The sequence below is a fragment of the Brevibacterium linens genome (assembly GCF_003999335.1).
Lineage (GTDB): Bacteria > Actinomycetota > Actinomycetes > Actinomycetales > Brevibacteriaceae > Brevibacterium > Brevibacterium linens.
Genome location: NZ_CP026734.1, coordinates 2860258 through 2879408, shown reverse-complemented (window position 1 = coordinate 2879408; position 19151 = coordinate 2860258). Strand labels below are relative to the sequence as shown.

Here is a 19151-nt window from a genome sequence, read left to right as displayed (position 1 = left end):
AGCTCGCTTCAGCGGCCCCGAAAAGCCTCAGGCGAAGCTCGTGGCCAAGCTCCCGGCGGCGGCGATGACGGACTGCGCGGCAGCGCGTCCCTGCTCGCCGGTGATCGAGGACGGGAAGGTGAAGCGCACACTCGTCTGCGCGACCTCGGCGGCAATCCCCAATGCCGTGAGCACATGCGAGGGCTCGTCGGAGCCGACCGCGCAGGCCGAACCACTCGACGCCGTCACCCCGCGGCGGTCGAGCTCGAGCAGCACCGCCTCTCCGGAGGTATTCGAGAAACAGAACGACGCATGGTTCGGAGTCCGAGTCTCCCGACCGTCAGACCCGGCCGTGCCCGCCGCGCCTGTGAGGAACGCCCCGGGCACGCTGTCGACAACAGCGGCGATGAACTCATCGCGGACGGCCCGGACACGATCGGCGGCCTCACGCCGCTCCGCCTCGGCGAGTTCGAGGGCCGTGGCGAACGCGACGGCCAGGGCCACGTTTTCCGTGCCCGAACGGCGTCCGGACTCCTGCCCGCCGCCGTGGATGAGCGGTTCGACGGGGACGCGGGCGCGGATCGCGGCGACCCCGATGCCCTTCGGCGCACCGACCTTATGCCCGGCCAAACTGAGCGCATCGACGCCCAACCCGGTCAGCGGCAGCCAGCCGGCCGCCTGCACCGCATCCGTGTGGAAGAGGGCGCCGGCGTCATGGGCGATGCCGGCCAAGCTCGGAATGTCGGCGACGGTGCCGATCTCATTGTTCGCATACCCCACGGTCACGAGCACGGTGTCGGGGCGCACGGCCGCGGCCAGCGCCTGTTCGGTCATGGTCCCGTCGGAGGTCGGGGCCACCTCGGTGACGGTGAATCCGTGGACGCGGGCCAGGAACTCGACCGAGGCGAGCACCGCTTCGTGTTCGATGGGGGAGGTGACGATATGTCGCCGAGGCGGCACCGCGGTCCCGGCCCGACGCTGGGTCTGAGCCCGACCCTGGGTTTGGTGCCCGAGAGCCATGCCGATGATCGCGAGATTGTCCGCCTCGGTGCCGCCGCTGGTGAATGTGATGTCCGTGGCGCGCATTCCGAGCACCTTCGCTACCCGAGCCCGGGCGTCGGTGAGAGCGTCGGCGGGGCCGCGACCGAACTCGTGATGGCTCGACGGATTGCCGAACGCGCCGGCCAGATACGGCCACGCGGCTTCGAGGGCTTCCCTGCGCACGGGGGCCGCGGCCGCGGTGTCGAGGTAGAGGCGCCCGGTCATCTCAGGCCTCGAGGGTCAGGTCGAGACCGAGATCGATCGCACGGACACTGTGGGTCAGCGCGCCCGATGAGATGACGTCGACGCCGGTGGCAGCGATCTCCGGGATCGTCTCCAGGGTGACATTGCCGCTGGCCTCGACGACGGCACGACCATCGATGAGTGCGACGCCGTCGCGCAGCTGGGCCGGGGTGAAGTTGTCGAGCATGATGACATCGGCGCCGCCGTCGAGCACCGCGGGCACCTGGTCGAGCCGGTCGACCTCGACCTCGATCCTCGTCGTGTGCGGCAGACGGGCACGGGCGGTGCGGATCGCCTCGGCGACGGACAGCCCGGCACCGGTGAGAATGGCGAGATGATTGTCCTTGGCCATGACCGCGTCGGAGAGTCCGAAACGGTGATTGTGCCCGCCGCCGCAGACCACGGCGTGCTTCTCGAACGCCCGCAGGCCCGGGGTGGTCTTGCGGGTGTCGACGATGCGTGCCCGCCCCGCGGCGGCATCGACAAAGGCGTAAGTCTGGGTGGCGATTCCGCTCATGCGCTGGCAGAAGTTCAATGCGATCCGCTCCGCCTGCAGCACCGCTCGTGCAGGGCCCGCGACCGTGGCAAGCACCTGACCTGCGGTGAAAGAGTCTCCGTCGGCAGCGGCGAGGTCGACCGTGACGTTCGGGTCGACGAGGGCGAAGGCGCGGGCGAAGACCTCGATTCCGGCGAGCACTCCGTCTTCGCGGGCACGCAGTTCGGCCCTCGCCGAGGCGGTGGCGGGGATGAAGACTTCGCCGGTGATATCGCCCCAGGGAGCGTCTTCGTCGAGGGCGGTGCGCAGTGCGGAATCGATGGTTGATGCGGTCAGCATGCGGTGGCCTCCTGAAGCAGAGCGGTGGGCGGAGTGGCGGTGGACGGTGCGGTCGTCGACGAGGTGAGTGTCGTGTCGGTGCGGGTATGCGCGCCGAGGCTGTGCTCGCGGCCCAAGGCATGCCGAGCCATGTGCCAGGCGATGAGGGCGAGATTCGCGGTCTCGAGTGCCTCGATTCGGGCCGCAGCCGGGGCGGTGGGGTGATCATCGGCGTTGCGGGCACCGTCGGTGGTGGTGCCGGCTTTGCGGGCGCTGTTGGTGGTGGTGCCGGCTTTGCGGGCACCGTCGTTGAGGCGGTCGAGCAGGGTCCGCAGGCCCGCGGCCGTGCGCTCCACACCCAGATGAGCCCAGGTCAGGCCCTGCAACTCGGTTCGTGTCAGTGCCGTCTGGTGGAATGAACGGAACTGGGGGAGTGGGAGTTCATGGTCTCTGTTGACCGGCAGTGCGTCGATCGCCGCGGCGGCGCGGGCGGCGAAGACCGCGCCCTCGAGCAGAGAGTTCGAGGCCAGCCGATTGGCGCCGTGGACTCCGGTGCACGCGACCTCGCCGACAGCGAAGAGTCCCTCGATGCTCGTGCGACCGTCGCGATCCGTGGCCACCCCGCCCATGAAGTAGTGGGCGGCGGGAGTGACGGGAATGAGATCCCGGGACAGATCAAGTCCTTGAGAGGCCAGACCGGCGGTGATGCTCGGGAACTTGGCCTTCACATCCGGGACGGCCCGCGCATCGAGGAAGCACGGACGTCCGTCCTGCTCCGCCTGGCGCCGGTGCAGGGCGAGAGCGACGACATCACGGGAGGCGAGCTCGGCACGATCGTCGACATCAGCCATGAACCGGCGGCCCCGCTCATCGAGGAGGAGAGCGCCGGCACCGCGGACGGCCTCGGAGATGAGGAAGCCGGGGCCGACAAGGGCGGTGGGATGGAACTGGAAGAACTCGAGATCGGCGACCTCGGCACCGGCACGGATGGCGGCGGCCAAACCGTCTCCGGTAGCAGCTGCAGGGTTCGTCGTGTGTGCGAAGAGCTGTCCAGCACCGCCGGTGGCCAGCACGATCGCATCGGCAGCCCGGGTCTCGACGCTGCCGTCGCGGAGCACGGTGATCCCGGTGGCTGTGGCGACTTCGGTGGCTCGACCCGGCCGGCGATCGTCGTCGCTGGTGAGGATGTCGACGAGCATCGTGTCCTCGAGCAGGGTGACTCGTCCTGCGGCGACCTCGGTGCGCAGCTTCTGCGCCAGTGCGGTGCTGATCGCCTGTCCGGTCGCATCGCCTCCGGAATGGAAGATGCGCGGGTATGAATGCGCCCCCTCCATTCCCCTGGCCCAGACTCCGGCCGGGTCGGTGTCGAAGTCCACCCCAGCCTCGGCGAGGGAGACGATCGCGTCCGAACCGGCTTCGCAGAGGGTGTGCACGGCTTCCGGATCACAGTGTCCGGCACCTGCGGTGAGCGTATCGGCGACATGAGCGTCGACCGTGTCGTCGGGGCCGATGACACCGGCGATGCCGCCCTGCGCCCACTCGGTGTTCGACTCGCCGAGGCGATCCTTCGTCACGAGCGTGACCGTGTGACGGCCCGACAGGCGCAGTGCCGCGGTCAGCCCCGCGATTCCGGAGCCTGCGACGATGACGCGGCTCATCAGATCCGCGGCTTCGCGGCGAGCATCCGCTCCAGGGACACGCGGGCGGGATCGGCCACCTCGGCGTCGACGGAGATCTGGTTGACGACCTGTCCGTCGATGAGGGATTCGAGGACCCAAGCGATGTAGCCGGGGTGGATGCGGTACATCGTCGAGCACGGGCAGATGACGGGATCGAGGCAAAAGATCTCATGCTGCGGATGCTCGGCTGCCAGCCGCTGGACGAGGTTGATCTCTGTTCCGATGGCGAACGTGGTCGGTTCGGTCGCCTCGGCGATGGCCTTCGTGATGTACGCGGTCGACCCGGCCTCATCGGCGGCCTCGACGGTCTCACGCGGGCATTCGGGGTGGACGATCACGCGCACGTCCGGATGGTCGGTGCGGGCCTTGGCGATCTGGGCCGGGGTGAAGCGCTTGTGCACGGAGCAGAAGCCCTGCCACAGGATGACGCGGGCCTCACCCAGGGTCTGTTCGTCGTTGTTGCCCAGCGGCCGGGCCGGGTTCCACAGCGGCATCTCGTCCAGACCGATGCCCATGTTCACCGCGGTGTTGCGGCCCAGGTGCTGGTCGGGGAAGAAGAGGACGCGCTGTCCGCGTTCGAAGGCCCATTCCAGGACCACCTCGGCGTTCGAGGAGGTGCACACGATTCCGCCGTTGCGGCCGCAGAAGCCCTTGATCGCGGCCGAGGAATTCATGTAGGTGACGGGGATGACCGGGACGCGACCGTCGGCATCGGGCTCGGTGCCGAAGAGTTCGGTCAGCTGCTCCCAGCAGTCCTCGACCTGGTCGATGCTGGCCATATCGGCCATCGAGCATCCGGCGGCGAGGTTGGGCAGGATGACCGACTGCTCCGGTTTCGACAGCAGATCGGCGGTCTCGGCCATGAAGTGGACACCGCAGAAGACGATGGCTTCGGCCTCCGGATGATTCTGGGCAGCCCGGGCCAGCATGAACGAGTCGCCGATGTAATCGGCGTGTTCGACGACCTCGACCCTCTGGTAGTGGTGGCCGAGCATGACGACGCGATCACCGAGGGTGGCCTTGGCGGCGCGGATGCGGGCGTCGAGCTCCTCGGGCGAGGCCTGCTTGAATTCGTCGGGAATATCGCCCTGACGTGGAGCGGCGACCGGGATCGGGTCGGCCATCGAGGAACCGGGACCGTAGCCGGGGCGTTCGTCGACGTCCCACGGCGCATCGAGCAGCTCCGTCGAGCACATGTCGTCGTTCGCGCCCGAGGCAGAGATGTCCTTGAGGGTGAGTTCGATCGAAGCTGTCGTGGTCATCATCGTCCTTCGCTCGGTGGGCGGAACCCGCGCCTCGCACGAGGTGAAACCGCCCGAAATGTTTTGCGCACTTGTGCGTTTATTTGTTTGCGCAGATTTGAGCTTAATCCTGCGGCCGGGCAATATACAACTCGGCGGACGATGGCTCTGCGGTTCGGAAGTCGATGGCTCCGCGCCAGGCGATGCAATAGGCTGTGGTCTGGCTCGCAATCCGAGTCGATGCGCACTGCGGTGGGCGCCCCGTGAGAGTCACCGAGGCTTCGGACCGAAGCGTCGGTCTCGCCCCGCCCGCGCCGGCACCGACGACATCGCATATCCGAAGGATTCTCATGCCCGAAGCGGCACACTCGAACCAGTTCACCTCCACGCCCGACACCGACACGAACGGCAACGTGACTGCCGCCGGTAGTACACCTGCCGGCGGCAATGCCACGGCCGGTGCCGCCTCGGCGGAACAGCCCGCCCCATACGGCGGTCCGGCGTCGGCACCCGCAGCGCCGCCTCGGCGAATTCGCACCCTCGACCTCATCAAGGCCAAGGCGGAAGGCAGGCGGTGGGCGATGCTGACCAGCTACGACCAGTACACGTCGGCCCTGTTCGAACAGGCCGGGGTCGAGGCCCTGCTCATCGGCGATTCCGCGGCGAACAACGTCTACGGCCATGCGACCACCCTGCCGGTCACCGTCGACGAACTTATCCCGCTCGCCCGGGCCGTCGCCTCGGCGACGAGCCGGGCACTCGTCGTCGCAGACCTTCCATTCGGCAGCTACGAGATCTCCGATGAACAGGCCGTGGCCACGGCCGTGCGCTTCATGAAGGAAGCCGGAGTCCACGCGGTCAAACTCGAAGGCGGGGCGCGGATGGCCTCGCGGATCAAGGCGATCACGACGGCGGGGATCCCGGTCATGGCGCACATCGGCTTCACCCCGCAGGCCGAGCACAACCTCGGCGGTTACAAGGTCCAGGGCCGCGGCGACGCAGGCAGCGCCCTGCTCGACGACGCCCGCGCCGTCGCCGAAGCCGGGGCCTTCTCCGTGGTCATGGAGATGGTGCCTTCCGGTCTGGCAGGCCAGGTCACCGCCGAACTGCCGATCCCGACCGTGGGCATCGGCGCCGGTGCGGACTGCGACGCCCAGGTCCTCGTATGGCAGGACATGGCCGGCCTGCGCACCGGGAGGGCCCCGCGCTTCGTCAAGCGCTACGCCGACCTGCATTCCGTGCTCACCGAGGCGGTCGGCCGTTATGTCGAAGAAGTGAAGTCCGGGGTCTTCCCCGAACCTGAGAGGAGCTTCGACTGATGGAGGTCGGAGGCATCCAGGCACTGCGCCGGTGGCGGGCCGAGCAGTCGGGCTGTGTCGGTCTCGTCCCGACGATGGGCGCCCTGCACTCCGGGCACCAGGCGCTGATGACGCGTGCCCGCGCAGAGTCGGATCTCGTCGTGGCCTCGATCTTCGTCAATCCTCTCCAGTTCGGTGCCGACGAGGACTTCGTCCAGTACCCGCGGCCTATCGAAGCGGATCTGAGGAAGTGCGAAGAGGCCGGCGTCGACTTCGTCTTCGCCCCGGCGCTGGCCGAGATGTACCCGTCCGCACCCGAAGTGCGGGTCGTCGCCGGGCGCATGGGGGCCGTGTTCGAAGGTGCGGCCAGGCCCGGGCACTTCGACGGCGTGCTCACCGTCGTGGCGAAGCTCTTCACCCTCATCGCCCCCGACGTCACGGTATTCGGGCTCAAGGACATTCAGCAGTTCGTCCTGGTCAAACGCATGATCGCCGACCTCAACTTCGATATCGAACTCATCGGCCTGCCCGTCGTCCGGGACGCCGACGGTCTGGCCATGTCGAGCCGCAACTCCTACCTGGCGCCGGACGACCGTGCCCGTGCTCTGGCGATTCCGCGGGCTCTCACCGCCGCCTCCGAGGTGGCCGAGCGAGGCCGTGAGACGGCGGAGTCCGGCATCGGTGATAGTTCTGACTCTGGGGCCGGCACCAGTGATGTTTCTGCTGGCTTGCCCGCTGCCGTCGAGGCGGCCGCGCTCGCCGAGTTGGAGCCGGCCGCTGAACGTGGGGATCTCGAGATCGTCTACTGCAGCCTCGTCGAGGCCGCGACCCTTCGGCCGTGCCCACCGGACTTCACGGGACCGGCTCTGCTGCTCGTCTCCGCGACGGTCGGTGGGACTCATCTCATCGACAATCTGCCACTGGAATTCTGATCACGCAGGTGCGCCTCTGAACGCACCGGGCGACGATCAGCCTCGGCATCCGGCCTTTCGTTGTTCGGAGCGGCTCAGATGGGGATCGCGATGACGGCGATGCCGATGATGAGCAGGATGAGCGTGGAGGCGGCCTCGATGAAGAAATCAGCGCTGCGGTGGGCCATCGCCGACGCTGCGAGGCTGGCCAGGCAGGCGAGGATGAGCTGGTAGGACAGGAGCACGCCGAGGATCAGCGCGACGAGGACGGTGTAGTCGATGCCGGTCGGGGAGGCGGGCAGGAGGGTCGGCAGGATCGCGAGGAAGAACAGGCCGACCTTCGGGTTGGACAGCGAAGAGATGATGCCGCGGCGATAGGACACGAGCGAACGCAGGTGGCCCCACGAGGTCGATTCCATGACGTGGGCGATCTCGGTGACGGGGCTCTCGGGGGAGTCTGATTCGGACGACGGAGCCGGGGATGCGTTCGTGGTGGGTCCGTCTGTCGCCTCGGTGGCCTTAAGCTCACGGCGGAGGCGAAGGGCCTGCCGTCCCGCGAGGATGCCGAGGAGGCAGAGGTAGAGGCCGCCGCCGATCTTGAGTACCTGGACGGCGGCCGGGTAGACGGTGAGCAGGGCGGAGACGCCCGTGAGTGCGAGGATCATCCAGATCGCGGTGCCCGTGGCAGTGCCGAGCGCATAGACGAGCCCGGCCTTGCGGCGCAGCGAGGACAGGCGGATCGTCAGGATCGTCTCGGGGCCGGGGGTGACGGCCAGCGCAGCCGCGGCGCCGGTGATGGTGAGGATCTCGGGTCCGGTCACGGCACTCCTTCCGGGGGTGAGGACGGTCAGCGGGGATGAAGTATCACGGTGGTCTGCGATGTCGGCGGAGCCGAGCACCATTCTGCCGGAAACGATCAATCGGGAAAAGCAATTGATCGTGAACGATCATCAGGTCATGCCTAATGATATTCCGGGTGGTCGGCGACTACTCTTGAGGGCATGTGGGATCTCAATCGTCTGCGGGTCTGGCGGGCCGTCGCGGCCACCGGCTCCGTGGTCGCCGCGGCGAAGAACCTCAACTACACCCCGGCGACCGTCAGCCAGCACATCACCACCCTGCAGAAGGCCGTCGGGGCACCGCTCTACCGGCGGTCGGGCCGCGGCATCGAGATCACCGAACTCGGCCGACGCCTGGCCGATGACTCCGCGGAGGTCTTCACTGCTGTCGGCCGCCTCGACGATCTGGTCGAGGGATTCCGCAACGTCAGCAGGCCCCGGCTGCGGATCGCGGCGTTCACCTCGTTCAACGCGCGTCTGCTGCCGGGCATCATCCATGCTGTGGCCCGGGATCATCCGAATCTGCGATTCGATATCCAGCTCAACGAGCCGGCGAAGAATCGGCGCGGGCACTGCCTCATCGAGATCCGCGCCGAAGCCCCGCAGGACGGGGAGAACCACCTGCCGGAGATGACGCGGATTCCGCTCTTCGACGATGACTATCGGGTCGTGGTTCCCGAGGGGCACCGGTTCGCGAGTCGTCAGTCCGTGCCGTTCATCGATCTCGAGGACGAGCACTGGGTCGACTACGACATGTGGGCCGGGCCCTCGAGCAAGGTCGTCGACCATGCGTGCGCCGCGGCCGGATTCGAACGCAAGAGCTTCGCCGCCTGCGAGGACGACTTCGCGGCTCTGGCTTTGGTGGCGTCGCATATGGGCGTCACGGTCCTCCCGCGGCTCTCGACTCTGCAGCTGCCGCCGGGCCTGACCGCCGTTGACCTCACCGACCCCGTCCCGATGCGTCGAGTCGTCATGCACATCCGCGACAAAGACGCGCACTTACCCCACGTCCGTGCCTTCGCCACAGCAGCGAAGGAAGCCGTCGCACCCCACCTCACCCCTTAACTGCTACCCGACGGGGCCCAGCAACCTCGCGCCAGGTTGCTGGGCCCCCGTCAGGTAGTCCTGGGAGGGGAGATGCGCTGTTCCTCATAGTGGGCTGAGACCCCGCCGGGAGGGTGGTGGGATAGGCTGTTGGGGTGAGTTCTGAAATCGAAATCGGCAGAGGCAAGCGCGGCCGTCGCGCCTATTCGCTCGACGACATCGCCATCGTCCCCGCTCGCCGCACCCGTGACCCCGAAGACGTGTCCCTGAGCTGGCAGATCGACGCCTACCAGTTCGAGCTGCCCTTCATCGGCGCCCCCATGGACTCGGCCATGTCCCCGGAGACCGTCATCGCCCTCGGTCGATTCGGCGGCCTCGGCGTCCTCGACCTCGAAGGGCTGTGGACCCGGTACGAGGATCCGACCCCGCAGCTGGCCGAAATCGCCCAGCTGCCGGCGGAGATGGCGACCTCCCGGATGCAGGAGCTCTACTCCGCACCCATCCAAGCCGAACTCATCACCGCCCGCCTCGAGCAGATCCGCGAGGCCGGAGTCACCGTCGCCGGTGCCCTGACCCCGCAGCGGACTCAGGAGTTCTACAAGACCGTCATCGACGCCGGAGTCGACATCTTCGTCATCCGCGGCACCACGGTCTCGGCCGAGCACGTCTCGACCCACACCGAACCGCTCAACCTCAAGCAGTTCATCTACGAACTCGATGTTCCCGTCATCGTCGGCGGAGCCGCCACCTACACCGCGGCCCTGCACCTCATGCGCACCGGTGCCGCCGGCGTCCTCGTCGGCTTCGGCGGGGGAGCGGCGGCCACGACGCGGAAGACCCTGGGCATACACGCCCCGATGGCCACCGCCGTCGCCGACGTCCACGCCGCCCGGCGGGATTACATGGACGAATCCGGCGGCCGCTACGTCCACGTCATCGCCGACGGCGGACTCGGCACCAGCGGCGAAATCGTCAAGGCCTTCGGCGTCGGCGCCGACGCCGTCATGCTCGGCACCGCCCTGGCCCGATCGACCGAAGCTCCCGGTCGCGGAATGCACTGGGGCGCCGAGGCCCACCACCCGGACCTGCCGCGCGGCCACCGCGTGGAACTGGGCACCGTCGGCAGCCTCGAGCAGGTGCTCTTCGGCCCCGGCCGCACCGCGATCGGCGAACTCAACCTCGCCGGCGCACTGCGTCGGGCGCTGGCCACCACCGGCTATCTCGACCTCAAGGAATTCCAACGCGTCGACGTCACCGTCTCGCCCTACCAGACTGGTTCGGTGGTCTGATCTGTTCCGCCTGGCACTGACCCCCAAATGGCTGGGGTCCCTGCTCCTCGTCCTGGTGCTCGTCACCTGCTTCGTCGGACTCTCCGCGTGGCAGGTCGACCGCGCCCAGCACAAGAACGACGTCACGGAATCCGCTGAAGTCGATGAGCTCAAGGACTTCAACGACGTCATGGACGCCCAGGCCCCGATGCCCGGCATCCTCGCCGACCAGCGGGTCAGCCTGTCAGGACACTGGATCCCCGACGCTCAGGTCGTCATCCCCGGACGCGTCCAGGACGGGGACTCCGGATATTGGGTCGTGACGATGTTCGCCCCGGACGGGGGCCACCTCGGTGAGGGTGTCAAGGTCGCGAACGCCGATGAGAAGACGATCGCGATCCCCGTCGTCCGCGGTTTCACCACCGACGAGGATACGGCGATGACCTCCGAGGCCCGGGACGGCCAGGTCGAGCTGACCGCGCGGATCGGGCCCATCGAAGGCCCCGTCGAGGGCAATGACCTGCCCGAGGGTCAGGTGCACACGGTCTCGACCTCGCAGATCATCAATCTGTTCCCCGACCTGCTCACCTACTCCGGGTTCCTCATCCCCGAAACCGCCGACGGCGCGGCCGCCTCGGTGGGCACCGACGGCCTCGAACAGGTACCGACGACGACCACGCGCGACGAGGGCGGATTCGATCTGCAGTCGGCGGTCTACGCCCTCGAATGGATCATCTTCGCAGCCATGGCCCTCTACATGTGGGTCCAGTTGCTGCGTGACGACTTCGTCCGGCGCCGCCTCGACGAGGACTCCCAGGATTCGGAGAAGCGCGTCGAGTATGTTGTCGTCAAACCCGCAGGCGACGCGACCATCGACCCCGAGGTGATGTCCGGACTGACCGGACTGCCGGCCCATCGTCACGGTGGGAAGAAGCCGGGGAAGACACCCGGAAAGAAGGCCGGGAAGACGCCCGGAAAGACATCCGAACCGACCGACACTTCCACGACCGGAGGAAACTGAGCGTGAGCGAAGAACACGAGTCCTTGGACTCCCGCCCCGATTTCGACGAGAACGACGTGTGGAGCGTCAAACGCTTCACCTCCGCGCGCAATGCGCTGAAGTTCTACCGTGTGATGGCGTTCATCACCGGCACGATGCTGCTCATCCTCACGGTCGAGATGATCTACAAGTACCTCATCGCCGCCGACCCGGCCACCGCCCTGAATTTCGGCGGCTTCAACCTCGCCGCGGCCATCGCGATCTGCCACGGCTGGTGCTACGTCGTCTACCTCATCGGCTGCTTCTGGCTCAATCAGCAGATGCGCTGGAGCCTCGGCCGCTACCTCATCCTCGCCCTGGCCGGCGTCGTGCCCGTGATGTCGTTCATCCTCGAACGTCGCATCCACCGCCAGGTCGACGCGGAGCTCGAAGCCGCCGTCGTCGTCGCCCCCAAGTCCTAAGACAGAACCCACCCTCCCCGAGGTGGCCCACCGATCCGTGCGCAACCGCGGTGGTGAGGCCGGCCCAGTTCACCCCCCACCGAGGCGACCGTGCCCTCGTCTCCCACCCTCACCGAGGTGGCTCGTCGATGCGTGCGCAACCGCACTGAGATGGCCGTCTGACCCGAATTCGGGCGTCCGGTCGCCGACGCTTAGAATTGGATCATGACGCAATCCCAGAGCACGCAGGTGCCCCCTGTCCTCGTCGTCGATTTCGGCGCCCAGTACGCCCAGCTCATCGCGCGCCGCATCCGCGAAGCCGGCCTGTACTCGGAGATCATCGCCCACGACGCCCCCGCGTCCGAGTTCGCCGCGAAGAACCCCGTGGCCATCGTGCTCTCCGGTGGCCCCTCGAGCGTCAACGACGCCGCCGCCCCGAACTTCGACACCTCGGTGTTCGACCTCGGAGTGCCCACGATGGGCATCTGCTACGGCTTCCAGCTGATGTCGACCGCGCTCGGCGGTCGCGTGGCCAAGACCGATAAGCGCGAATACGGATCCACCCCGGTCTCCGTGGCCCAGACCGGGGCACTGCTGGCCGAGACCCCGGGCAACTACACGGTCTGGATGTCCCACGGGGACTCCGTCGCCGAGGCGCCCGCCGGCTTCGACGTGCTCGCCTCCACTCCGGACACCCCCGTCGCGGCCTTCGAATGCGCGGCGAAGAAGTTCGCCGGCGTGCAGTGGCACCCCGAGGTCCTCCACTCGGAGAACGGGCAGAAGATCCTCGAGAACTTCCTGTTCAACGTCGCCGGCCTCACCGCCGACTGGACGAACGAATCCGTCATCGACGAGCAGGTCGAACTCATCCGCGCCCGCGTCGGGAACAAGAAGGTCATCTGCGCCCTGTCCGGAGGCGTCGACTCCTCCGTGGCCGCAGCACTGGTCCACAAGGCCATCGGCGACCAGCTCACCTGTGTCTTCGTCGACCACGGTCTGCTGCGTCAGGACGAGCGCGTCCAGGTCGAGAAGGACTACGTCGATTCGATCGGCGTCCGCCTGGTCACCGTCGACGCCCGTGAGCAGTTCCTGTCCCAGCTCTCCGGAGTCACCGACCCGGAGGAGAAGCGCAAGATCATCGGCCGCGAGTTCATCCGCACCTTCGAGACCGCTGCCGCCGACCTCGTGCTCGAGGCCCAGGAGGGCGAGGGCGAAGAGATCGCGTTCCTCGTCCAGGGCACCCTCTACCCCGACGTCGTCGAATCCGGCGGGGGATCGGGCACCGCGAACATCAAGAGCCACCACAACGTCGGCGGCCTGCCCGATGACATCCAGTTCCAGCTCATCGAACCCCTGCGCGCCCTGTTCAAGGACGAGGTCCGCGCCATCGGCCGCGAACTCGGCGTCCCCGAGGTCATCGTCTCCCGCCAGCCGTTCCCCGGGCCCGGCCTGGGCATCCGCATCATCGGCGAAGTCACCGAGGAACGCCTGAACATCCTGCGCAAGGCCGATGCGATCGCCCGCGCAGAGCTGACGAAGGCCGGCCTCGACGGAGAGATCTGGCAGTGTCCGGTCGTGCTCCTGGCCGATGTCCGCTCCGTCGGCGTCCAGGGAGACGGCCGCACCTACGGCCACCCCGTCGTGCTGCGCCCGGTCTCGAGCGAAGACGCGATGACCGCCGACTGGACGCGCATCCCCTACGATGTGCTCTCCGTGATCTCCAACCGCATCACCAACGAGGTCGATGACATCAACCGCGTCGTCCTCGACGTCACCTCGAAGCCTCCGGGCACGATCGAATGGGAGTGATCCTCCGCGACCGTTGAGGGGGTCCTGCGCACGTGAACGTGCGGACACCCTCGCCGAGGCGGCCCCGACCGGGACCCCGACTACCGTTCCTGAACACCGTTCAGTTACAGTGGGAGGGTGCTCGGGGCCGCCTCGAGCGTCCCCGATCCCGGTCGGGGAGGATCACGACCGATGGAGTACTCATGACACCGACCCACAGCACCACCTCGGCGGGAATCACCCGTCCTCGCTCGGCCGGCAGCGATATCGCCCTCGTCGCAGTATTCGCGGCGATGCTCGCCGCCTTCGCGATGATGCCGCCGGTCCCGGTCGGTCCCCTCGGTGTGCCGATCACCCTGCAGACCTTCGCTATCGCCCTGTGCGGGATGGTGCTCGGACCCTGGCGCGGCTTCTCAGCCACCCTGCTCTACGTCGTCCTCGGGCTCATCGGACTCCCGATCTTCTCGGGGATGCGCGGCGGAATCGGCGTCCTCGCCGGCCCCAGCGCCGGCTATATCCTCTCCTTCGCCCTCTACGCACTGCTCGCCGGCCTCATCGCCCGCTGGGCCGTGCGCCGCTTCAGCGGAATGAAGCTCGGCGTGGTGCTGTTCGTCGGCGGCTTCGGCGGCAGCCTCCTGCTCAACCACCCGCTGGGCATCCTCGGCATGTCGATTAACGGCGACCTGCCCCTCGGCGTCGCCGCGGTCGCGGACCTCGCCTACTGGCCCGGTGACATTGTCAAGAACATCCTGGCCGCCTCGGTGGCGGTGCTCATCCACCGTGCGTTCCCCGATGTGCTGCGTCGTCGCGGCATCAGCGTCGAATCGGTAGCGGCCGAGCAGGTCCAGGGCGCGAAGTGACACGTGAGATCCGGTTGAGCGACGTCGGCGTCGGAGTCATCGACGACGGACCCGACGGCGATGTCGTGCGCCCGATCCTCACACACATCACCCTCACCCTCACCGAGGATGTCGTCGCCGTCATCGGCGCCAACGGCTCGGGAAAGTCGACCCTGCTGCAGCTGTTCAACGGACTGGTCACGGCGAACGCCGGCGAGGTCCTCGTCGACGGTATCGACCCGCGCCGGCAGCCGGCGAAGGTGCGCTCTCGCGTCGGTTTCGTCTTCACCGATCCGGCCGCGCAGCTGGTCATGCCGACCCCGATCGAGGACATCGAGCTGTCCCTGCGCAAGTCCGTGCCCAAGCGTGAGCGGCGGGCCGCGGCCCTGGCGGTGCTCGACGAGCTCGGCATCGCCGACCTCGCCGAACGCAGCGTCTACGAACTCTCCGGCGGTCAGCGTCAGCTCGTGGCCCTGGCCGCGGTGCTCGCGGTCGATCCGCAGATCCTCGTCCTCGACGAGCCGACGACGCTGCTCGACCTGCGCAACCAGGAGCGTCTGCGCGTGCATCTGCAGAATCTCGTGTCCAGGCGCGGGGTGCGCATCATCCTCACCACCCATGACCTCGAGTTCGCGCAGATCGCCGAGCGCGCGATCGTCGTCGACGACGGTCGGATCGCTGCTGATTCCACCCCCGCCGAGGCGGTCGCCGCCTACCGGAACCTCATCATGAGCGATACGCCATGACCCGGTCGGTGACGTGGCGGACGAACGCCGGCATCAAGGCCAGGCCGCAGCTCTTCGGGAAGGTGGCGCATCCTCGGGGATGGCTGCATTCGGTGCCGACGGGGGTGAAGCTGGCGGTGATCGCCGTTATCGGCATCGTCGCGCTCATCTTCCGCGACGCGGCGATCAACTGGTCGATGTTCGCTGTCCTCGTCGTCGTCGGCTTCACCGCCCGGCTGCGGGTGACGCACTTCCTGCGCACATGGATCTATGTGGCGGTGCTCGTGGCCATCGTCATGGGGCTGCAGTACCTCTTCGGGTCCGTGGAGTCGGGTCTGGCCGTCGGCGGGACCGTGTTCGCCTGTGTGCAGGCGGCCCTGATCCTCACCCTGACGACGTCGGTGGCGCAGCTGCTCGACACGTTCACGGTGCTGGTCTCACCCTTGCGCTTCGTCGGCGCGAACACCGAGGCGATCGCACTGACCGCGAGCCTCATGGTCCGGGCGATCTCGCATATCTCCGGTCTGCTCGGCGAGGCCGAACGCGCCGCCCGGGCCAGGGGACTGGACTCGAGCATCAAGGCCCGAGTGGTGCCGGCGATCCTGCGGTCGGTGAAATACGCGCAGGACACCGGTCGGGCACTCGATGCCCGCGGCATCGTGGACTGATCGTCTCCATCGACCGCTCGAGTTGCCGTCGATCGCTCATCGCACAGCTTGATACAACGACGCGGACTCGAGCTCTCGGCGAAGCGTGTGAATGAAAAGCCGGCGGGGCGGTGCTGTGTCAGCACCTCCCCGTAGTGTTCGTCGCACGTTGTCGAAAACGGACAGCTGTTTCGGATGAGAGCGGAGCCATGTCGAGCCCGAGCCTGCAGGCGCCTGCACTGGAGAGGTTCTACCTCTCAGCTGCCCCGAACCCGATCGCGTTCATCGACGAGTCGATGAGGCAGCCGGCCGTCGCGGGGGAGGACAGAGTCGGGCAGGAGGTGTCGTTCTATCAGATGGCCGCGGTCATCTTCTCATCTGCTCGCTTGGACTCCGTTCGCGAGCGACTCGTGGATGTGGCCGGCGGAACGTATTGGCACACGAACAGGAAGTTCCGCGGAAGCGATGTCGACCGTGGTGACATCGTCGAGATGATCGAGGCGGTCACCGAGGAATCGGTGTGGAACGTCATCGCAGTGAAGATGCCGATGGCAGGTGACGCTCGGAGAGACATAGCTCGCGCCAGGGCGCTGTGCCTGGACCGGCTCGTCCGCAACCTCACGAGCGGCACCGGAGACGAGGCCGTGCGCGGGATCGTCGCTGACAACAACAGGGATCAGAAGCTCAACTCTGTTGATGAGCAGGTCGTCGACAAGCTGCGCCGGTCGGGTGCGATTCACTCCGATGTGGCGTTTGCCCACGGTCGAATGGGGTCTGAACCGCTGTTGTGGTCGGCGGACGTGATGTCATGGGCGGTGCAGCGGAACCTCGCCCGGGACGATACGAGATTCATTGAGCCGACACTGCGAGAGGGAAAGCTGACGATGGTCAATGCCGTCGATGGAAAGTCCCTGAATATGAAGCACCCCCTGGGTGCTTCCGCATTCACCAGGGGGCCGTCTTCCCAAGGGCCGGGATTATCCGGTAGCCCGGGGCATGACGTTGCTTCACCATCCATGATACCAGCGCGTTTTTGGGTCGACAACGGCGCACTGTTCGCTCCCGGCCAGTCGGCAGGCCGTGATCTGCAGCGACAGATCCGCGCCCTGGGTGAAGCGGCTCGGCGGGCAATCGGACGATGAACCCGAAGACCCAGCGCATCTGAAGATCGGTCTCAGCGGATCATCCGGTATGAGGAGTAGCCTCGGCGACAGAGGGGACGAACCCCCACCCGAACCGAAGGAGACATGATGACCGGCACCGCGAACACCGTGCTGTTGGCCATGGACTTCCAGAACGGCATCGCCGGCGACGAGGCTTTCGCTGCGACCGGTGTGCTCGAACGCGCACGGGACGCCGTCGCCGCGGCCCGCAGCCACGACATCCCCGTCGTTTGGGTGCGGGTGGCCCTGCGCGAGGGACACCCGGAGTTGGCCGCAACGGCATCGTTCGTGCAGATCGCCGCCCATGGTGACCTCGATGAGGCGCATGCCTCGACGAGCATCCACGACACCCTTGACCGTCATCAAGGGGAACCGATCGTGACGAAGCGCCGCATCAGCGCCTTCACCGGCAGCGACCTCGAAGTTCTGCTGCGCGGCTACGGGGCGACGTCGCTCGTGCTCGCCGGTGTGGCCACGAGCGGTGTCGTGCTCTCGACGGTGCGTCAGGCTGCCGATCTCGACTTCGAACTCACGGTGCTCTCCGACGCCTGCGCCGACCGCGACCCCGAGGTCCACCAGGTGCTCACCGAGAAGGTGTTCCCCAAACAGGCGGCAGTGCTCACCGTCGCTGACTGGTCGGCGAATCTCGGCTGAGTGCACCAGCTACTCAGCGCCGACCGCTCACCTCAGCGTCGAGCGCTCACCTCAGCGGCTCGCGCTTTCGCCGACCGCTCACGTCAGCGTCGAGCGCGCGCCGTACAGCTTGATACAGCGACGGTAACCTGAGCGGTCGGTGAAAGACCCGCCGGTAGTCAGGCAGCGCGGGCACTGTCAGTAGGGCAGAGGGTTCTCCAGCCCGGAGTTGACCATCGAGCTGAACCCGCGGCCGAGCACCTGCGGGGCGGGATTCTCGATCGCCCGCGAATAGTGGCCGACGAGCTGTGAGCACACGCTCTTCCAACTCCTCGCCTGCACCTGCTCACGGCCGGCGACCCCGAACGCCCGCCGTTTCGCCTCGTCGCCGAGGAGGTCGGCCGCATGCGCTCGCATGGCACGCAGGTCCTTCGGGGTGTAGAGCCACCCGGTGCGTGAGGAGTCGACGAGGTCGAGCGGGCCGCCCCGGGCGGGAGCGATGACCGGCACCTCGGAGGCCATGGCCTCCTGGATGGTCTGGCAGAAGGTCTCGAGCTCGCCCGGTGCGACCATGAGGTCGAAGCTCGCCACCGCTTGGGCCAGGGCATCTCCGCCGAGGAACCCGGTGAAATGCGCCTCCGGCAGCAGCCGCTGCAGGCGCGTCCGCCAGGGACCGTCGCCGACGATGACGACCTTCGCCCCGGGCAGATCGGTGAGCGCGGCAAGGTCGTCGACCTGCTTCTCCGCGGCCAACCTGCCGACGAAGCCGATGATCTTCTCCCCCTCAGGGGCAACGGTTCGACGCCACGCCTCGGACCGGTGACCCGGGTCGAAGCGGGAGGAATCGACCCCACGGGCCCACAGGGCCACCTCGGCGACACCGAGCCCTTCCAGCTGGTCGATCGTGTACGACGACGGGGCCAGCGTCAGGGAGGAATGCTGGTGGATATTGCGCACATGGTTCCACAGCATGGCTTCGATGCCGTGCATGCCGTACCGGGCGGCATAGGCGGGAACCTCGGTCTGGTAGATGGCCACGGTCGGCAGATTGAGCGCCTGGGCGGCCAGCACCCCGCGCCAACCGAGGACGAAGGGGCTGGCCAGGTGGACGACGTCCGGGGCGAAGCGCTGCAGCAGCCGGCGGATGCGGGTGACGCCGCCGGGAGCCACACGGATGCGCCGATACTTCGGCAAGGCGATCGAGGGAACCCGGACGATGCGGGCGCCGGCGACCTCCTTCGGACCGTCCCTGCGCGTGCCCGGAGCGATGACGAGGACCTCGTCACCGCGGTCGGCCAGATGGTCGAGGACCCGTAGGAGTGAGTGGGTGACCCCATTCATATTGGGGAGGAAGGATTCTGCAATGATCGCTACTCTCACGATTCCCAGCTAAGGCCCGCCGGATGACGAATGCGTGACCCGAAGGCGACCGGTCGGCGACATCTGGCCGAAATCGGTCCAGCGCACAGACGCCCCGGTGTCCGGGTGGTGGCCTGTTCGCGACGAGTCTGAACCCCGCGTAAACTGAGGTGTCGGAAAAGCTCGCGCAGCACAGGGAA

General features: G+C 67.4%; 18 protein-coding genes. 12 read left to right on the top strand and 6 right to left on the bottom strand.

Annotated features, from left to right (window positions below; all coding sequences use genetic code 11):
* Nucleotides 1-27: 27 nt before the first annotated feature.
* From CXR29_RS13015 to nadA, 4 genes are read right to left on the bottom strand one after another with little or no spacing between them, the layout of a single operon-like run.
* Nucleotides 28-1245, bottom strand: coding sequence for a cysteine desulfurase family protein (locus CXR29_RS13015; protein ID WP_127364731.1), 1218 nt, complete (start codon nucleotides 1243-1245; stop codon nucleotides 28-30).
* Nucleotide 1246: 1 nt separating this feature from the next.
* Nucleotides 1247-2098 carry a carboxylating nicotinate-nucleotide diphosphorylase gene (nadC, locus tag CXR29_RS13010; RefSeq protein ID WP_127364730.1) on the bottom strand — a complete coding sequence of 284 codons (852 nt, stop codon included), beginning with the start codon at nucleotides 2096-2098 and terminating at the stop codon, nucleotides 1247-1249.
* Entirely contained in the window at nucleotides 2092-3735 is a 1644-nt protein-coding gene (gene nadB / locus CXR29_RS13005; protein ID WP_127364729.1) for an L-aspartate oxidase, read from the bottom strand. The genes nadC and nadB overlap by 7 nt, the downstream gene beginning before the upstream one ends.
* On the bottom strand, nucleotides 3735-5018 hold the full coding sequence (gene nadA, locus CXR29_RS13000; protein ID WP_127364728.1) for a quinolinate synthase NadA: 1284 nt from the start codon (nucleotides 5016-5018) through the stop codon (nucleotides 3735-3737). The genes nadB and nadA overlap by 1 nt, the downstream gene beginning before the upstream one ends.
* 329 nt (nucleotides 5019-5347) lie before the next feature.
* Between nadA and panB the strand changes: the two genes are divergently transcribed.
* Complete coding sequence (panB, locus tag CXR29_RS12995) at nucleotides 5348-6316, top strand: 3-methyl-2-oxobutanoate hydroxymethyltransferase (RefSeq protein ID WP_241241450.1); 969 nt, start codon at nucleotides 5348-5350, stop codon at nucleotides 6314-6316.
* Nucleotides 6316-7227, top strand: coding sequence for a pantoate--beta-alanine ligase (gene panC / locus CXR29_RS12990; RefSeq protein ID WP_127364727.1), 912 nt, complete (start codon nucleotides 6316-6318; stop codon nucleotides 7225-7227). Before panB ends, panC begins: the two co-directional genes overlap by 1 nt.
* A 74-nt stretch (nucleotides 7228-7301) precedes the next feature.
* On the opposite strand, the gene CXR29_RS12985 is transcribed toward panC, so the two are convergent.
* The gene (locus CXR29_RS12985) at nucleotides 7302-8027 is read right to left on the bottom strand and encodes a LysE family translocator (protein WP_241241449.1); all 726 of its coding nucleotides are present in this window, start codon (nucleotides 8025-8027) and stop codon (nucleotides 7302-7304) included.
* Between the two features lie 180 nt (nucleotides 8028-8207).
* On the opposite strand from CXR29_RS12985, the gene CXR29_RS12980 reads away from it, so the two are divergent.
* The 10 genes from CXR29_RS12980 to CXR29_RS12935 all read left to right on the top strand — a co-directional run bounded on the left by CXR29_RS12980 (nucleotide 8208) and on the right by CXR29_RS12935 (nucleotide 17613).
* Nucleotides 8208-9110: a LysR family transcriptional regulator gene (locus tag CXR29_RS12980; protein WP_127364725.1), complete on the top strand. Its 903-nt coding sequence runs from the start codon at nucleotides 8208-8210 to the stop codon at nucleotides 9108-9110.
* 134 nt (nucleotides 9111-9244) lie between these two features.
* A complete protein-coding gene (locus CXR29_RS12975) occupies nucleotides 9245-10378 on the top strand; it encodes a GuaB3 family IMP dehydrogenase-related protein (protein WP_025776834.1) in 1134 nt (377 codons plus the stop codon).
* 55 nt (nucleotides 10379-10433) lie between these two features.
* Nucleotides 10434-11378 (top strand): SURF1 family protein, encoded by a 945-nt coding sequence (locus CXR29_RS12970; RefSeq protein WP_240812011.1) that lies wholly within the window; start codon nucleotides 10434-10436, stop codon nucleotides 11376-11378.
* 2 nt (nucleotides 11379-11380) lie between these two features.
* Entirely contained in the window at nucleotides 11381-11818 is a 438-nt protein-coding gene (locus CXR29_RS12965) for a DUF3817 domain-containing protein (RefSeq protein WP_101554133.1), read from the top strand.
* A 204-nt stretch (nucleotides 11819-12022) separates the two neighbouring features.
* A complete protein-coding gene (gene guaA, locus CXR29_RS12960; protein WP_127364724.1) occupies nucleotides 12023-13606 on the top strand; it encodes a glutamine-hydrolyzing GMP synthase in 1584 nt (527 codons plus the stop codon).
* 182 nt (nucleotides 13607-13788) lie between these two features.
* Nucleotides 13789-14445, top strand: coding sequence for a biotin transporter BioY (locus tag CXR29_RS12955; protein ID WP_127364723.1), 657 nt, complete (start codon nucleotides 13789-13791; stop codon nucleotides 14443-14445).
* Complete coding sequence (locus CXR29_RS12950; RefSeq protein ID WP_180956943.1) at nucleotides 14442-15170, top strand: energy-coupling factor ABC transporter ATP-binding protein; 729 nt, start codon at nucleotides 14442-14444, stop codon at nucleotides 15168-15170. Before CXR29_RS12955 ends, CXR29_RS12950 begins: the two co-directional genes overlap by 4 nt.
* Nucleotides 15167-15817, top strand: coding sequence for an energy-coupling factor transporter transmembrane component T family protein (locus CXR29_RS12945; RefSeq protein ID WP_240812012.1), 651 nt, complete (start codon nucleotides 15167-15169; stop codon nucleotides 15815-15817). Before CXR29_RS12950 ends, CXR29_RS12945 begins: the two co-directional genes overlap by 4 nt.
* Nucleotides 15818-16005: 188 nt before the next feature.
* The gene (locus CXR29_RS12940) at nucleotides 16006-16938 is read left to right on the top strand and encodes a hypothetical protein (RefSeq protein WP_127364722.1); all 933 of its coding nucleotides are present in this window, start codon (nucleotides 16006-16008) and stop codon (nucleotides 16936-16938) included.
* A gap of 105 nt (nucleotides 16939-17043) precedes the next feature.
* The gene (locus CXR29_RS12935) at nucleotides 17044-17613 is read left to right on the top strand and encodes a cysteine hydrolase family protein (RefSeq protein WP_240812013.1); all 570 of its coding nucleotides are present in this window, start codon (nucleotides 17044-17046) and stop codon (nucleotides 17611-17613) included.
* Between the two features lie 177 nt (nucleotides 17614-17790).
* On the opposite strand, the gene CXR29_RS12930 is transcribed toward CXR29_RS12935, so the two are convergent.
* Complete coding sequence (locus CXR29_RS12930) at nucleotides 17791-18972, bottom strand: glycosyltransferase family 4 protein (RefSeq protein WP_206516215.1); 1182 nt, start codon at nucleotides 18970-18972, stop codon at nucleotides 17791-17793.
* Between the last annotated feature and the right edge of the window lie 179 nt (nucleotides 18973-19151).

Coding starts and splice junctions, on each gene's coding strand:
- CXR29_RS12955 (WP_127364723.1), top strand. CDS start 13,789: ATGACACCGACCCACAGCACCACCTCGGCGGGAATCACCCGTCCTCGC.
- CXR29_RS12945 (WP_240812012.1), top strand. CDS start 15,167: ATGACCCGGTCGGTGACGTGGCGGACGAACGCCGGCATCAAGGCCAGG.
- nadC (WP_127364730.1), bottom strand. CDS start 2,098: ATGCTGACCGCATCAACCATCGATTCCGCACTGCGCACCGCCCTCGAC.
- nadB (WP_127364729.1), bottom strand. CDS start 3,735: ATGAGCCGCGTCATCGTCGCAGGCTCCGGAATCGCGGGGCTGACCGCG.
- guaA (WP_127364724.1), top strand. CDS start 12,023: ATGACGCAATCCCAGAGCACGCAGGTGCCCCCTGTCCTCGTCGTCGAT.
- nadA (WP_127364728.1), bottom strand. CDS start 5,018: ATGACCACGACAGCTTCGATCGAACTCACCCTCAAGGACATCTCTGCC.
- panB (WP_241241450.1), top strand. CDS start 5,348: ATGCCCGAAGCGGCACACTCGAACCAGTTCACCTCCACGCCCGACACC.
- CXR29_RS12935 (WP_240812013.1), top strand. CDS start 17,044: ATGATGACCGGCACCGCGAACACCGTGCTGTTGGCCATGGACTTCCAG.
- CXR29_RS12940 (WP_127364722.1), top strand. CDS start 16,006: ATGTCGAGCCCGAGCCTGCAGGCGCCTGCACTGGAGAGGTTCTACCTC.
- CXR29_RS13015 (WP_127364731.1), bottom strand. CDS start 1,245: ATGACCGGGCGCCTCTACCTCGACACCGCGGCCGCGGCCCCCGTGCGC.
- CXR29_RS12980 (WP_127364725.1), top strand. CDS start 8,208: ATGTGGGATCTCAATCGTCTGCGGGTCTGGCGGGCCGTCGCGGCCACC.
- panC (WP_127364727.1), top strand. CDS start 6,316: ATGGAGGTCGGAGGCATCCAGGCACTGCGCCGGTGGCGGGCCGAGCAG.